Origin of the sequence: Candidatus Nitrotoga sp. M5 (assembly GCF_927904885.1) — a bacterium.
Classification (GTDB): domain Bacteria; phylum Pseudomonadota; class Gammaproteobacteria; order Burkholderiales; family Gallionellaceae; genus Nitrotoga.
Window position 1 is genome coordinate 68,191 of record NZ_CAKMNW010000067.1, and the last position, 16,128, is coordinate 84,318.

General features: G+C 46.2%; 12 protein-coding genes. 3 read left to right on the top strand and 9 right to left on the bottom strand.

Annotation, left to right across the window (positions count from 1 at the left end; all coding sequences use genetic code 11):
* Window positions 1–11 precede the first annotated feature (11 nt).
* From MJ770_RS12605 to MJ770_RS12635, 6 genes are all read right to left on the bottom strand, one after another.
* On the bottom strand, window positions 12–425 hold the full coding sequence (locus MJ770_RS12605; RefSeq protein ID WP_239254953.1) for a flagellar protein FlaG: 414 nt from the start codon (window positions 423–425) through the stop codon (window positions 12–14).
* A 64-nt stretch (window positions 426–489) separates the two neighbouring features.
* Window positions 490–2,643, bottom strand: coding sequence for a flagellin N-terminal helical domain-containing protein (locus MJ770_RS15435; protein WP_305855817.1), 2,154 nt, complete (start codon window positions 2,641–2,643; stop codon window positions 490–492).
* A gap of 242 nt (window positions 2,644–2,885) precedes the next feature.
* A complete protein-coding gene (locus MJ770_RS12620) occupies window positions 2,886–4,568 on the bottom strand; it encodes a GGDEF domain-containing protein (RefSeq protein WP_239254955.1) in 1,683 nt (560 codons plus the stop codon).
* A 785-nt stretch (window positions 4,569–5,353) separates the two neighbouring features.
* Window positions 5,354–6,322 carry an octaprenyl diphosphate synthase gene (ispB, locus tag MJ770_RS12625; protein ID WP_239254957.1) on the bottom strand — a complete coding sequence of 323 codons (969 nt, stop codon included), beginning with the start codon at window positions 6,320–6,322 and terminating at the stop codon, window positions 5,354–5,356.
* 224 nt (window positions 6,323–6,546) lie between these two features.
* Window positions 6,547–8,043, bottom strand: coding sequence for a YifB family Mg chelatase-like AAA ATPase (locus MJ770_RS12630; RefSeq protein ID WP_239254959.1), 1,497 nt, complete (start codon window positions 8,041–8,043; stop codon window positions 6,547–6,549).
* On the bottom strand, window positions 8,044–8,322 hold the full coding sequence (locus tag MJ770_RS12635) for an accessory factor UbiK family protein (RefSeq protein WP_239254961.1): 279 nt from the start codon (window positions 8,320–8,322) through the stop codon (window positions 8,044–8,046).
* Between the two features lie 320 nt (window positions 8,323–8,642).
* On the opposite strand from MJ770_RS12635, the gene MJ770_RS12640 reads away from it, so the two are divergent.
* The 3 genes from MJ770_RS12640 (at window position 8,643) to tilS (ending at window position 12,093) form a co-directional block, all read left to right on the top strand.
* Window positions 8,643–9,680: a hypothetical protein gene (locus tag MJ770_RS12640; RefSeq protein WP_239254963.1), complete on the top strand. Its 1,038-nt coding sequence runs from the start codon at window positions 8,643–8,645 to the stop codon at window positions 9,678–9,680.
* A 111-nt stretch (window positions 9,681–9,791) separates the two neighbouring features.
* Window positions 9,792–10,757 (top strand): acetyl-CoA carboxylase carboxyltransferase subunit alpha, encoded by a 966-nt coding sequence (locus MJ770_RS12645; protein ID WP_239254965.1) that lies wholly within the window; start codon window positions 9,792–9,794, stop codon window positions 10,755–10,757.
* Window positions 10,729–12,093, top strand: a complete 1,365-nt coding sequence (gene tilS, locus MJ770_RS12650; protein WP_239254968.1) for a tRNA lysidine(34) synthetase TilS — start codon at window positions 10,729–10,731, stop codon at window positions 12,091–12,093. The genes MJ770_RS12645 and tilS overlap by 29 nt, the downstream gene beginning before the upstream one ends.
* Before the next feature lie 209 nt (window positions 12,094–12,302).
* On the opposite strand, the gene MJ770_RS12655 is transcribed toward tilS, so the two are convergent.
* From MJ770_RS12655 to MJ770_RS12665, 3 genes are all read right to left on the bottom strand, one after another.
* Complete coding sequence (locus MJ770_RS12655) at window positions 12,303–12,629, bottom strand: hypothetical protein (RefSeq protein ID WP_239254969.1); 327 nt, start codon at window positions 12,627–12,629, stop codon at window positions 12,303–12,305.
* 507 nt (window positions 12,630–13,136) lie between these two features.
* A complete protein-coding gene (locus tag MJ770_RS12660) occupies window positions 13,137–14,747 on the bottom strand; it encodes an eCIS core domain-containing protein (RefSeq protein ID WP_239254971.1) in 1,611 nt (536 codons plus the stop codon).
* Between the two features lie 677 nt (window positions 14,748–15,424).
* Window positions 15,425–16,105 (bottom strand): hypothetical protein, encoded by a 681-nt coding sequence (locus tag MJ770_RS12665; RefSeq protein WP_239254973.1) that lies wholly within the window; start codon window positions 16,103–16,105, stop codon window positions 15,425–15,427.
* Window positions 16,106–16,128 lie beyond the last annotated feature (23 nt).

Below are 16,128 nucleotides of genomic sequence, written 5' to 3' on the forward strand. Positions count from 1 at the left end.
AATCGGTCTCCTTAGGTTTTTTGATCCAGCAATACGCCCTGCTGAAATTGGCCTATTGCGCTAGCAATTGCTAGCATTTGTTCCGAAGGAAATTGGCGAATCAGGTCACCCGTTTCCGTATCTATCAGCTTGACTATTGATCTTTTGGTGTCAGTGTCCACACTAAACTCCAAGCTCCTGTTTGACTGCTCAAACACCTTGTTGGCATCGCTTAACGCACTTTCCAATTGGGCGGAAGAGACGGGTTGCTCGGCAACCTTCACTGCTGATACCTGAGGTAACGCAGGTGATTCGGCAGGTTGAGCTGTGCCATTAGCGGGTGGGGTTGAAACAATAACAGGCTTGCCATTATTGGCGAGCCCATTGTTTGAAATTTTGTCAGGTGGCGAAGCCTGAGCCAGGTTGCTAGAAATTTGGTGAAGCATTTCGCTCTCCTTTTTGTTAAAGGTCCGGCCGAATTTCTTCGGCCGGTATTAATCACCTAATGGATTATCTCAACAGTGATAATACGTTGTTTGGTAACTGATTTGCTTGTGCCAACATCGCTGTACCTGCTTGTTGCAAGATCTGGTTACGAGTCAGTTGTGCAGTCTCTGCCGCAAAGTCAGCATCTAAAATCCGGCTACGCGCGGCTGAGAGATTTTCTGACGATGCAGATAGACTGGACACCACGCTTGTAAAGCGGTTCTGCAAAGCACCCATGCTGCCACGAATAGTGTTGACCTGACTGAGTGCACCGTCAATCAGCGAGATTGCATTATTTGCACCTTCGAGCGTTGAAATATCCACTGTGTTAATAGCAGTCAGACCAACATTGGCGGTACTCAAGCCTGCAGCAGCTGGGGATGAGCCACCAATACTGAATGCGTTGGCGGAGTTAAGAGTTAATGTTCCCTTGTTGCTGCTAGCGGCATAAACTCCACTGACGCCCGCCGTATCAACGCTGCTTATTGCACCTGCGGTACCGAAGGTTACTGGTTCCGTCGGTGGGGGTACGACACCATCGGATCCGTACAGGGTATTGGTCACTGTAACCGCGCCAGCGGTTCTGGAGGTAAATCCTACTGTGCCATTACCCGCAGCCTGTTGTGCGGAGACGGCGGCCGCAAGATTAGTGGCCGTTAATATATCGTCATCTGCTGCAGTGGCACCGCCGGTACCCAATTTAACCTGGACGTTACCTGCGGTAGCCACAGCGGTTGCGTCGTGTCGTGTGAATTCGTAAGTAAGGCCACCGATTTTCAGGGTGTCACCGATCGCAACCCCTGCACCTACAGTAGTGGATGCAAATGAACTAGCATTAGCAGTCGCCGATGCGGAAGCTAGGCCGTCTGCAGCACCAGTCGATAACACGTTAGTTTTTGCGGTCAAAATCGCGTCAGTTGTCGCGCCCGTAATGGTGAATGCGTTTGTTACAGTGCTGTTCAAGGCGAGTGCGGCTCTGACATTGGCTGCTTGATTATCAGCGCTAGAGTTGTCTATCTGGATGTTGGTAGCACTGTTGGCATCTGCGCTATAGGTGAAAGTAACACCCGCTACAGACAATGTATCGGAGGTATTAGCCGTGTTAGTTGAAGTATTGGTGACTACTTGGCGGGCGCCTGCGGCAACGGTGATGACACTGTTGCCGAAAGATTTCGTGGCTCCTGCCAATTCCAGGCCGGTGGCATTTTCCACTCGGGTAGCACCGTCATCAGCGTTGGTCGCATTGGTAGTAATGTCGATATTTTTTCCAGTAGCGGATGTTAGTGTCAATGCACCAGTACCGCCATTGACCAATGCCGTCACACCGGTTTGGTTCGATACAGCATTGATTGCTGCAGCAACGTTACCGCCTTGAGTAGCAACGTTGCTTGAACCTGCAACCGCACCTATGCTTACGCCATTGATAACCAAGTCGCCGGATTGAAGCGATTGATTACGTTGCAGAGGATTGGTTGTAGGGCTGGTTACTGTAGTGGTGGCTGAGGAGGTTACACCGGTTCGATTAGACACACCGTTGATGGCGGTAGAAATTGCTTCGGCTGAACCGGAAGTTGAGCTACCTACATCAATATTGTTGAGTGTTAATTGGCCGGCTGTGAGTGCAGTGCCGCTTACAGCCGAAATACTGTTGCTAGCGACCTGATAAGATCCCAGCGCCGAAGTTTGGGAATTTCCCGTGCTGGCAATAATAGTTTGATTGGCGTTTGCGCCAACCTGAAATTGGGCTGCAGTAAATGTACCATCAAGTATGTTTTGACCGTTAAACTGGGAAGAGGTCGATACACGCTGTATTTCTGCGAGTAACTGGGTAACTTCATTGTTGAGCGATGTACGGTCAGAAGCAGAGTTTGTCGCGTTAGCAGATTGAATGGCCAGTTCGCGGATACGTTGCAGGTTGTTCCCTACTTCTGATAATCCACCTTCAGCAGTTTGTGCCAAAGAGACGCCGTCGTTGGCATTACGCGAAGCTTGATTTAGGCCCCGAATTTGAGATGTCATCCGGTCAGAAATTGCCAGACCAGCCGCATCGTCTTTTGCGCTGTTGATGCGCAGTCCAGAAGATAAACGTTGTAAAGAGGTTTCCAGTGCGCTTTGTGAAGAGTTCAGGTTTCGCTGTGCATTTAGTGATGCAACGTTGGTGTTAATTACTGCAGCCATAATAATTCTCCTTTAACTAGTTGATTTTCGGCATGGTTGCCATTCACTTTGGTTTGCCTCATTGTTCCAGGCTAATCAACCATGGTTACTCCAGTTAACGGAAAGTGCGGAAAAAACTTTAGGAAACACTTGATTTTTTTTCTTAGGCGTAGATCGTTTTTACTACTATTGGGTTAACGCACGATTTTAACAATGCTCTTTATACTGCGTGCGCTTGACAATTTTAATCAAATTTCATTTTGTTAATCGGCCACAAATACACGATTTTTTCCAGCCCGCTTGGCTTTGTACATGGCTCCGTCTGCTCGTCCGATAGTTGACTCAGGGTCATCGCCGCTAGCGTGTAATGCGACCCCAGCACTAAAGGTAATCAGCTGTCGTTCATTGTTATGCAGGAAGAAATTTTTTGTAAGCTCACGCTGCAAGCGGGTTATGGTTGCCATTGCCTTTTCCAGGCTGGTATCTATCAGGATAATAAGAAATTCTTCTCCACCATAACGTGCCACTTCATCGGTCGGGCGGAGGGCATTTTTAACTACTTGGGTTAAATGTATGAGTGCCTTATCGCCAGCCTGATGACCAAATGAGTCGTTAAGTTGCTTGAAATTATCAATATCGAGCAATGCAATGCTAATGGGAGTTTGCTGGCGCTCAGCGCGTTTAATTTCGCGATCCAGTACATCATCGAGACCACGCCGATTGAGTGCGCCGGTAAGTTGGTCTTCGCGTACTAATTCGCTTACATGTTCCAGCTCTTGTTCTAATCGTTTGACACGCTCTTCGGCAATATTCGCTTGTTGTCGTGTACTGATAAGCTCTTCATGTGAGCGCATTGAGCTAGCTTGGATGTTGCGGGTGTCTTGCATGATTTCATCCAGAATACGGCTTAACTCACTGATGTTATCTGCCTGTCCGACTTTCAGGCTGTAACCTTCCATTTTTGTGTGATATTCCCCAGTTTTGTCGGCTATCTCACTGAGGCGATCGATGAAGGTAGTCATCAGGCTTTTGAGCGTGATCTTTGCATCGATCATGTTCTGTTTTAGCGAGCTTTGTTTGATGATCGTGCTGCGCAAATTGCGCTCTGCAACGGAAATAGTGTGTTTGTTGATGGGGTGCTCGATGATTTCCTGCAAGTTATGAATTTGGTCGTGTAGCCATTTATCTTCGGTAACTAGTTCGCCGACGTTTTCCACTATTAGGCGAAACAGACGCAACAATCCTTCCTGAATGTTGTAATTGTCTTTGCTGCGCGATTCGAGTTTGACCCAGAGTTTGCGTAGTTGCTTATGCAGTTTGGAGGCTTGATCAAAATCGTTGATAGTGCGTGTTTGTTGTGCCAAAAATTGGATTTCACTCTTTAGATCAGGATCTGCGCAGTGTGTACATTCAAGATGTTGCGCCAACAACTCGCGCAATTGTTCTACTAGTTTAATATCTAATATGTTATCAATAGATTCGTCAGGAAGATTTGCCAGATTAGAGGATGTGATATTTTTCGCTGCTTCTGATTCAAGTATTGGCGGGATGAGCTCATCAGAACTAGGTATAGCAGATATTCCCCATGAAGTTATTACCTTCTGCAATTTTGTGAATAGAGCATTAGAATCATTGTTGAATTTGCTCAGTACAGCTCCCACACCTTGTTTTTTGCGCGTAAGAGTGACGCCCTTATGCGAAGCATCCATTTGCGTGAGCAGGTCACTGATCAGTTTCGGCCACTCCAGCCCCAATTCGTCGCCGGTTGACCCTTCAAGAGATTGCGCCTTGGATATCAAAGCTTTATCCGAGCTTTTAGCCACTGATATTCCGCTAAGCTCATGATACAGAAGCGTATAGTTTTCCGGCGTAGGAGCTATCTTGCGTTCGGCCAAAGTGCTCAGGGTTTTTCGCGCGATTTGGGATGGTAACGTGTCATTATTCATAATCTTAATTAAAAATTAAACAAACGAAAATTTGCCTTCTGACGATTCTCTTTTTAGAAATCGGGAGAATGTTTGTATTAGCGTGCGAGAACAAAGATAAATCAAAAAGTGTCATAATTCATTGCAGGTTTTCATTGAATGGAGCGCATTGTAGGTTATGCAATGAGTGCTTTAAACTATGATTAAAAGCCGTATTCCGTTGTAATTCATCCTGATTGTTTTATAAGCTCGCGTGTTGATCGTTTAACAACCTTAATTTAAGGAATATTCAATGTATCGATCTTGCAGCTGACGAGGGATTCTTGATGTTTTGTTAAGAACGCCTTTAAAAATTATAGTTTCTAGGATCCTGTCGAACTTATTGAGTCGTAGCGAAAATTGAGCTGGAGGGGGGGGCGAGGTTTGCCTTGCTGATAAGTGCCTGCTTACCTCACATGACGATTTTGAAGGGTAATAGTTTTTCTTTTGCCAAAAAGGGGGGGAATATTAATCGCTCAGATCAATTCGCAGCCGACCTCTTTTAAGTCTGTTGGGCTATCAGGCAGGACCAGGCAGGGTACGAGTAAAAAATTTGAGCGAGGCAAACATTAATATATATGTGATCACTTTTTATGAGATCGCTATATTTTGACAAAACAGTGTGTAGATAAACCGCAAAACGGCTGCTCGAAAAATTGCGTTTTTCAGAGTTACGCTTAACTTATTGTCGGGCCTTTGTTGCCAGTGGCGAGATTCGGATTTGAGATAGAGGGTGCCAAAGGACAGCTTACCCAAAATTGTGCTAGTCAAAATTGTCGTGTGGCGGCAAAATCTGCTAATTGTAATAGTGAGTGTTTGTAATTTGTATCGGGCAGCATAGACAATGCAGCGCATGCTGCATCTGATTCTTTTTGTGCTTGTCGCCGGGTAAATTCCAGGGCACCGGTTTCTTTGATTACTTGTAATACTTCGGCAAAGCCTTCGATGTTGCCTTTCTCAATGGCTTGCTTTACCACAGCAGCCTGCTCGATGTCTCCATGCTGCATGGCATAAATAAGCGGTAATGTGGGCTTGCCTTCAGATAGGTCGTCGCCTAAATTTTTGCCGGTTTCGTGTTCGTCACCAGAATAATCCAGAATATCGTCCACTAATTGGAATGCTGTGCCTAAGTGCACGCCATATTTGGCCACAGCTTCTTCGGTAGCATTATCAACTTGTGACAGGATAGCGCCCAGACGCATTGCTGCTTCGAACAGTTTGGCAGTTTTACAATAGATTACGCGCAAATAACTGGCTGCATCTACATTTGCATCATGACAACTCAGTAATTGCAATACCTCACCTTCTGCAATAGTGTTGGTAGCGTCTGCTAATGTTTGCATTACCCGCATGTCATTTACTTCCACCATCATTTGAAAAGCGCGTGAATATAAAAAATCACCAACCAGTACACTCGCTGCATTACCAAATAAGGCACTGGCAGTTGCTTGCCCACGGCGCAGATCTGATTCATCCACCACGTCGTCGTGCAATAACGTGGCGGTATGAATGAACTCCACTACTGCCGCCAGGTCGTGATGATATTTGCCGCTGTAACCTAATGCATTGGCGGATAACACCACCAATGCTGGGCGTAGACGTTTGCCACCATTGTTGATGATGTATTCACTCATCTGATTGACCAGTGCCACATCAGAATGTAAACGGGTACGTATGATCCTGTCCACAATGGACATATCTGGGGCAAGAGATTGTTTTATAGTTTCGAACGGCACAACAAACTCCCGATTATGGCAATCAAAAAAAGATGGTAATTAACAAAAGGCTGCGATGGTATGGATTGTATAGAAGCCGTGTCAAGCAAATATGAATTTCGGTAGCATTTTTGCATGGAATTATGTGCCAGACTAGCATTATGGAAAATTCATTGTGAACGTCATATTGAGGATATTTGATATCGGCTGTAAATAAGCTTTTGGGATAGATCTGCTATTTTCGATTATCTCTGTCTGTCCATTCTGCGGTACTGCACAGCCTCGGCGATGTGAGACGAAAGGATGTTCTCGTTACCTGCCAAATCAGCAATAGTGCGCGCCACTTTGAGTATACGATGATAAGCGCGTGCAGATAAGTTAAGGTGGTTAATAGTTTGTTGTAACAGTGCGGCACCCTGCGAATCGGGTGCACAGAGAAGGTCAATCTCGCTTACGGTAAGTTGTGCATTCGGTTTGCTCTGGCGGATTAGTGCCCGTTGTCGCGCAATGTCCACACGTGCTTGAATAACGCTATTTGTTTCTCCATCAGCCTGTTTGAGCAAGGTTTCCTGTGGCACTGCGGGAACTTCGATTTGAATGTCAATACGATCTAACAACGGGCCAGAAATTTTGCCGCGATAGCGTGCAATTTGATCGGGGGTGCATCGGCATTTACCATTGAAATGGCCAAGATAGCCGCACGGGCAAGGGTTCATTGCAGCAAGCAATTGAAATTGTGCGCGAAATTCAGCGCGGCGCGCAGCGCGCGAGATGGTAATACGTCCACTCTCCAGTGGCTCGCGCAGCACTTCTAGAACATGGCGCTCAAATTCCGGCAACTCATCAAGGAACAGAACGCCATGCATTGCGATGGATATTTCACCGGGACGTGGATTGCTGCCGCCTCCGACCATAGCGACAGCTGATGCTGTGTGATGTGGTGATCGATACGGCCTCGTTTTCCAGCGGCTTACATCAAACATGCCACCTAATGATTGCATGGCTGCGCTTTCCAATGCTTCTGCTTCAGACATTTGCGGCAGAATGCCCGGGAAACGCGCCGCCAGCATCGATTTGCCGGTACCTGGCGGGCCGCTCATTAACACGCTATGGCCTCCAGCGGCGGCAATTTCCAGCGCGCGCTTGACTTGCCCTTGTCCCTTTACTTCGCGCATGTCCGGATAGTCCGGCATAACAGGTTGTGCACTGGGGGCTTGACGGGTAAGTGCAGTTCTATCAGACAAATGAGCCGCCACCTGCAACAATGATTTTGCAGGATACACTGCTGCATCTTCTACCAGCGCCGCTTCAACGGCATTTATTTCAGGAAGAATAAATGCTCGTCCGTTGGATGCTGCGTGATAGGTCATTGCCAGCGCACCTCGAATTGGACGTAGCTCCCCAGTAAGCGCCAGCTCACCGGCAAATTCATATTCGGCAAGGTGGTTTGTGGGTATTTGTCCAGATGCGGCGAGAATGCCAAGCGCAATGGGTAAATCAAAACGTCCACTTTCCTTGGGTAGGTCGGCAGGGGCGAGATTAACTGTGATGCGGCGGCTAGGAAATTCAAACTGGCAAGTCAGCAAAGCCGCACGGACGCGGTCCTTGCTCTCTTTAACTTCGGTTTCCGGCAGACCGACAATAGTAAAGCTGGGCAGGCCATTGGCGAGATGCACCTCGACGGTTACCAGCGAAGCATCCATGCCGGAGAGGGCGCGGCTATATAAAACCGCGAGGCTCATTTATTCAGGTTTTGTTTGTGCTTCAGGGCTTGCTTGTGCTTCAGGGCTTGCTTGTGCTTCAAGGACGGCAACCCGTGCTTCCAGTGCCGTCAATTTTTCAATTGTGAGTGATAAAAGTTGGGTTTGCACATCGAATTCTTCGCGCGTCACCAGATCCAGCTTTGTAAAACCTTGCGTAAGCAAGGCGCGGGCATTTTTTTCAACATCTTTTGCCGGACTGTTAGCCACCGCTTTACTTACCTTGGCGGAAATTTCATCGAAGAATTTTGCATTGAACATCGTGGGTCTCCATACTTATGCATGAGGCATATAGTGTAGCAAACTTTTCTTGAGCTATAGATGTGTCTAAAATGGGTTTTATAAATGAGTGCTGTCTTGGTTTAGCCAAGAATACCGGTCGCACATACAATTTCTCTCGAAATCGATTAATAGCACAGGTGTGCCTAGCAGGGGATGGTGGGTGAAAAGTCTAGTGAGCAGCTTGAAAGAATAGGGCAAAATGAGTTGAACTAACTTTTTTTGCACAATCACGCTTATTTCGTAATTGGAATTTTGAAGTTTGCTCAGCGTAACCTTAAGTACTTTTGGACAAATTTAACATGAGAAATGTAGACATCGTTATCCTTGATTTATTTTTACCGCAGGAGATTTCTGTCGATGCTTGCGCCGGTCTGTCCGTGCCTGTCCTTGAGAAAATGCTGGCGCGTGGCGAGTCTGCGTTATTAGCGCAAGATGTTGGTTCAATAGGTACGCTGGAAGAGTGGCTATGCCGGACGTTTGGTATAGCACGACAATTGGACGATCCCATTGCACCGATTACCTTGATAACGGACGGGATGGAGCCGGGATCGGGCTATTGGTTACGTGCTGACCCAGTGTATCTGCAGATGCAGCGCACGCAATTGTTGTTACATCCGGATGTGCCATTGAATGTTGATGAAGCGACTCAGTTGTGTAACAGTTTGAATACGCATTTTGCTGATGAAGGCTTACGTTTTTATTCGCCCCATCCTCAGCGCTGGTATCTCCGGATGGAGAATATATCAGACATCGTGACTCGCCCTTTGTCGCAGGTGGCAGGCAGAAATGTACAAACGTATTTGCCGAAAGGAGCAAATGCCTTGCACTGGCATAAGGTTAACAACGAAATTCAAATGTTATTTTTCGAGCACGCTGTTAATCAAGCGCGCGAAGCGCGTGGTGAATTTCCCATAAACAGTGTATGGCTGTGGGGAGGAGGGCATGCAGTCGAAAATTTAGCGCAGCCCTATACTAAAATTGGTGGTGACAGCTTTCTGACCTCGGCGTTCGCGCAGGCAGCAGGCATTTCCTATAAAATACTGCCGGATGATTTAATCCAGTGTGCTGATGACAATGAAGATGACGTACTCATCGTCTGGGAAGGATTACGTCGTCCTTTTCAGCAAGGCGACCTTCAAGGCTGGCGCGATTCAGTGCACTGTCTGGAGAAAAGTTACATAGCACCAATATGGCAAGCTTTGCGAAACGGGCACATTAAGCAGCTTAGTTTAATTGTACTTAATGCAGGCGTTTCACATCGATTTATATTAACACGTAGTGCGGTGTGGAAGCCGTGGCGCTTGGCAAAATCTTTGGTACGATATGCTTTGACGTAGCATTAGTTATTTGACTGAAATTTTCAGTAGTGCAGCAAATTTTATCCGCGCTTCTTTGGCCTAGCCAGGCAGATACTGTATCATTTGAATATCGAAATAATTACGAAATTTATGAAAGCTGTCTTTTTGGATTTTGAGCAGCCAATTGCCGAATTGGCAGGCAAAATTGAACAACTTCGCTTTGTGCAGAATGATTCTGCACTAGATCTTTCCAATGAGATTAACCGTCTGCAAACAAAAAGCAAAACGTTAGCTAAAGATATTTACGCGAAGCTCACGCCGTGGCAAATTTCACAAGTATCTCGCCATCCGCAGCGTCCATATACGCTTGATTATATTGAGAATTTGTTTACGGATTTTGTAGAGTTGCATGGAGATCGCTGCTATGCCGATGATCCCGCTATCGTAGGAGGATTAGCACGTTTTAATGGCCAAAGTGTAATGGTGATTGGACATCAAAAAGGCCGTGACACCAAGGAGCGACAAATGCGCAACTTTGGCATGCCTCGTCCTGAGGGCTATCGCAAAGCAATGCGCTTGATGCGGCTGGCGGAGAAATTCGACATTCCTATTATGACTTTTATCGATACCCCGGGCGCTTACCCCGGCATCGGTGCTGAAGAACGTGGCCAGTCCGAAGCTATCGGCAAAAGCTTGTATGTGATGGCAGAGTTGCGCGTGCCATTGATTTGTACGGTAATTGGAGAGGGCGGTTCTGGTGGCGCGTTAGCTATTGCGGTAGGTGACGCGTTATTGATGCTGCAATACGCTACATACTCGGTCATCTCGCCAGAAGGCTGTGCTGCTATTCTTTGGAAAAATGCGGCTAAGTCGTCTGATGCAGCGGAAACACTGGGTATCACCGCTACCAGATTGAAGGCATTAGGATTGATCGACGAGATCGTTAATGAACCGCTGGGCGGAGCTCACCGTGATTATCAGACAATGATGTTAACCCTGAAAAACAGTTTGCAGGACACGCTTAAACAGGTGCAATCTCACTCTATAGACAAGCTATTGCAGATCCGCTTCAATCGTTTAATGGGTTATGGCAAGTTCAGGGAAGTCGAGCACTGATTTAACAGAGCGTGTCGCTGACACGCTCGTACCCATACTTCCTGTGGGCAGCTCCATTTTGCTTGGTCTGAGCGGAGGTGTTGATTCGGTTGTCCTGTTGCACCTGCTAAAATCTCTTTCCCTTCGTTATTCATGGCGTTTAAGCGCATTACATGTACATCATGGTATCAACCCACAAGCAGACACTTGGGCGGTATTCTGTGCTGAGTTGTGCGTGCTCCATGGTGTCACTCTGCAAGTTGAGCATGTAAATATCGACCCTTTACGCTCGCTAGGCATTGAGGCGGCGGCGCGTAAACTTCGTCACGACGCGTTAACACAGCAGCAGGTAGATTTTGTGGCGCTGGCGCATCACCTTGATGATCAGTCAGAAACTTTACTGCTGCAACTGCTGCGCGGGGCTGGCGTGCGCGGCGCAAGCGCCATGCCAGCCATTAAGCACCGTGCCAATGTCCCAACACTATTACGTCCTTTGCTAAATGTTCCTCGTTCCATATTGATGAAATACGCTCAACAGCATGCCCTCAAATGGGTGGAAGATGATAGTAACGCCGATGACTCTTACCCACGCAATTTTTTACGTCACCGGATACTGCCCCTGTTGGAACAACGCTTTCCAGCCTACCGAAATACTTTGTTTCGCAGCGCACAACATTTTGCCGAGGCAACTGAACTGCTGGACGAGTTGGCGCAGCAGGATGCGGTGGGAGCAATAGTGAATAACCGTGTGGATATTATGAAATTACGTGTGTTGGGTGTCGTACGTGGAAAAAATCTATTGCGTTACTTCCTGGCGGCTCAAGGGGCACCCATTCCAGACAGTTCTCGGTTACAAGAAATGCTGCGCCAACTGTGCAATGCTCGCCAAGACGCGCAGTTGTGCATTGATTGGAGGGGTTGGCAAATGCGTCGATATCACGACCATGCTTACACCATGCCTGCGGTACCACTGCCGGTTGATTTTACTGTTATATGGCATGGCGAAGCAGAAGCATTGTTGCCCCAGCCACACGGTGTGCTTCATTTTGAACATGCCACCGGGCAGGGTATCAGTTTGGCAAAGCTGCAACTCGGTATTACTAAGATTCGTTCACGTCACGGCGGTGAAAACATTCGGGTGGATAACGCTCGCCCGCTACGAAACTTGAAAAATCTATTGCAGGAAAATGAGGTTCTGCCGTGGCAACGCGACTTATTGCCCTTACTTTTTTGTGATGCTGACTTAGTATGTGTCCCAGGCATAGCAATAGCCAGCTCATATCGAGCTCAGCCGGATGAAGTTGGAGTAAGGGTTGTTTGGCGTGCGGATCTCAATGCGAAATGTATCCGCGACTGAGCTGGAATGATATTTGTGGCGGAAGGTGTTCGATATTTTATGTATAACGAGGTTTTTATTAACTCAGCAAAATTCGTACATCGAGCTGGATGGTATAGCTGAACTGAACGGCTTTCTGGATTCGAAGTGGTATTGTCTACTTTTCGCGGTTAATTTTCAGCTTTAAGTAAAACAGAATCGTATGTATCTTTATTTTGTGAATTTCAAGATTATCTATAGCTAATTGCAGGATATCCTTCTCTTATCATTATAAAAACTTTTTCATGAGTAGAAATAATTTTTATAATATCTTTTTGTCTAATAAAGCCAAATATTTCAATGGGTGTGGCGTCCTGTAAATACTGATTGCTTATTTTAAATTCTTTGGTAACGCCGGAAATCTCCAAACAAAAGAGCACTGAGTTAGTCTTAAAATCGTACTTGTGCTTGACTTTACACCCAGGAATCATATTTGACAGATGTTTGCTTATTAGCTCATATTTTATTTTAGTTTCATTTTTTTCGCACGGTTGAGACTTTGTGAAAAATTTTTTCATCTTGTTTCTTAGCATTTAATTATGTTCAAGAGCTCTTGCCTAATGTCAGAATATCTATAAATTTAATTACTTAAAGTGTGAATAGACTAAAGTCGATCACATGATGTAATTCTACAAACGAGTATTTTAGCTTGTTTGGTTGATAGTATCGGTTTAAAAGGTAAAAAATTTACCCGCAAAGTTGAGCTTGATATCGAAATTTTGGTTCATTCGGTAATTAAAGATACGCCGTAGAGCTGAATGCAATAGTTAAGTGAGGTCTTGCCCATATCGCTTATGAGCCTTACTGATGTTTGAGATTTCATACTTACCCGCTCTCAGTATGCGCCGAATTACTAAGTTCAGGTTTGCTATCAACTTGAGCCAGCAGTCTGCCGAATATTCAATAACCGTAGCGAAAACTGTGCTGAGCAAGGGGTGCTTTTTCAAGCTTTCACTTTACGGTGAAATGCTGTTAGCACAATATTCGACAGGCTGCTAGTGCCATAACTCTCGAACATTTTTTGATTAATCATCACAATGAATACTGGAAACCCCGATAATGCATCGAGGGTTGACTTCGATTCTTTTAGCAGCCATCAGGGTTCGGTCCGTGGCGTTGACGATCCTGACTGAATAGGTAAAAGCACTGGGATACCTCGCATGCCAGACCCAATTGCCACGCCCGACACGGCTTGGAATTCGATGCCTTACTTCTGCCCGATTCCCATCAGCTTCTTCTTGGCTTACGATGGTGCCGTATTCATCTGTAACTTGAATTTCTAGATGCTCAGGCAGCTCTAAATTTTCGTCGATCTGACGCAGCCGATAATCAATTGTAACGTCTACGTGATAATCGCCCCGCCGTTCCTGTTGGATATTCATAACATCGCCACCGCCCATCATCATTGGGAAGCCTACGCTGGCTTCGAAGCTATGTAAGGAGGGTTCATATAAGCTCAGAGGTCCCTCGGAAAGTCCGGCGCCATGAAAGGATTCGTGCAAGATCAAGCTGACCACGCTGTCGATCCCTTGCTCAATTGCGAACTGACGGATGTAGGTATTTCTATTGTTAATCCGCGTAACCGCAGCTGTTTGTAATTCCAGTGGGAGATCGCTGTCATCTTCCTTGTGCTGTCTGACTTCAGAATCTGTGCTTGTATCCATATCGTGAATAATGCGATTTTCAACGGCTGTCTTATACTCCTCAAACGTAGGTTTTGGGGTCATCGACCGACCTTCGTTTTGCCAGAAAGCATCCCATAGTCGACGAAACGAATTTAGCCCGCGTGCACGCAGCATTCTATTGGCCACGGATGCCGCCGATCGAACAATGGCCTGATGAGCTGGTGACAACCGGCCATCAGAACCGAAGCTTGCCCGCTGCAGTCCGGGCGGCTGACCACCAACTCTGGTCTGTTGAACCACGTGGGTTAATTCATGCGCCAATAGCCTCCTGCCCGAATCAGTACCCGGCGCGTACTGATTAGCTCCGAATACAATGTTCTGTCCGACTGTATAAGCCCTGGCATCCAGCGCCGATGCGGATTCGGGCGCCTTCCCGCCGATATGCACCTGGACGCTACTGAAGTCATATCCAAAGCGAGGTTCAAAAAATGCTTTGGTCGGTGCATTCAAGGGTTGGGCGGTATCACGTAACGCGTCTTTTACAATGGGTGGTACGTCAGATTCTCCGGAACTCTTCGCCTGCAAGCTCTTTGTATCCAACTTATGAGCTTGGCAACTTGGACAATAGTCATCATGTACAGCTGGGCCTTGTGCCGATGGTATTTCCTTACGCATTATTTGATCAGCGACACGATCTGCCTCCTGTTCGTATGTGACTTGTGGCGTGTTGATCGTCAATTTCGTCTGAATAACGCCCGGATTGGAAGGCGTTACGGGAATCCGGCTAAAATCGTGACCAAAGCGGACAGTTGGGGTAGCAGTTGAGTTTTCTTTAATATCCCGAGCATTGATTCCTGGTAGGTGCTTAACGGCTTGATTCCCGATCGTGCCCTGTAAGTCCAAAACTGATTTCACCTCACGGCTGTGGCCGAAAAATGGGCGACCAGGTTGCGCAGATTGTGTAGATGTATTCTGCTGACTAGCTTTCGCTTTCTGTGCGAATGTACGCATGGTTTAAACCCCTTTGGCTGGGTTTTCAAGTGCAAAACGAATAGCAGATTATCTGCAGTCCTGCCCAAACTTGTTTTACACGCTTCTCATAATGGCAGCAGATAAACCTTGTTGAACTGAAGCTTATGGAGAGCGGGACCTATGGGGATTGTATGGATTTGCGGCACGTCGTCAAATGATGACCGGGGAGTGCGCCAGTGAGTGAGGTATATGCGGATGCTCCAACGCAAACTTTATAGCTAATTGCTGCCTGAGTGCCGCGTAAAATAATAAGTTCACACACCATTCCTGCCGTTTGGACGAGCGCACCCACGACAAGTGCAAACACAGGATTGCCGGGAGGGCGGAATAAAAAAACAGAAAGACTACTGCTGGACGGCCCAGCGGCTGCTTGTCGTACACTACCAAGTCGTGGCGGCGCAAAGTGGCGATGAGTACGAGCCAAATTTACATCAAAATTACTTAAAAAGCTTTGACCTGAATGCCACTAAGTTAAGGAACTTCAACACAGCTAAAATAATAAGTAAGCTAATATTGACGCGGGTTTTACGATAGTCTGAACTTGCTAAAAAGGTTTAACTTAGTGTCATTCAGCTTTGACCTCTTTATCGCCTAAAGGGCTTTGACCCCTTTATCGGAAAAATGCTTGACGTTAAAGACGGTATCTTCCGGGCTAGTTATACGCTCCCATAAGATATTTTTCCATTGTTTAGATAAGCGAGCGGTTTACAGTATTTTATTGCTTTAGGTACATATATAACCCATGGACTTAGTGACCCGCAAGGGCCTCTGACTCCCCAAACTGTCCTGTTTTCAAACTGCCAGCAATATTCAGATTTTAATTTAGTGAATGCGGGATTTACATCAGCATATTTTGATTGATAATCAATACGCTCTTCTGTGTATATGATATTAGAATTCGAATGAAAAAAAGCACTACTTGATATAACTTGGCTTATTTCATAAATGAAACTTCGTACATCATTTATTACATAACAAGTATCTAGATTGTTCTCTCTAAACCAATCTCGAAAGAGCCCCTCATTAAATAAATAGCTTGTACAGAAGATAAAAGCATCTTCGCATCTTCTAGGGACAACGATACTCAGGTCCTTAAATGTAAGACTTCCTTGGCCTTCCATTTTGAAGATTTCAGAGATAATAGGTTCATGTTTGTCTTTAGAAATAGTTACTGTCTCATCTATTCCTCTTATTAAATGATGCTCACCTTCAGAAGTGTCTCCGCGACTCACTCCGTGCCCAATAATGTCCTTAAAGTCATATATTGTACCTAGCCTGAGACAGCCGGTTTCGAAGAAATTGTCAAAATGTCCTCTCTCAATAAACTTGAACAGCATAGTCTATGAACTCCATTTTTACG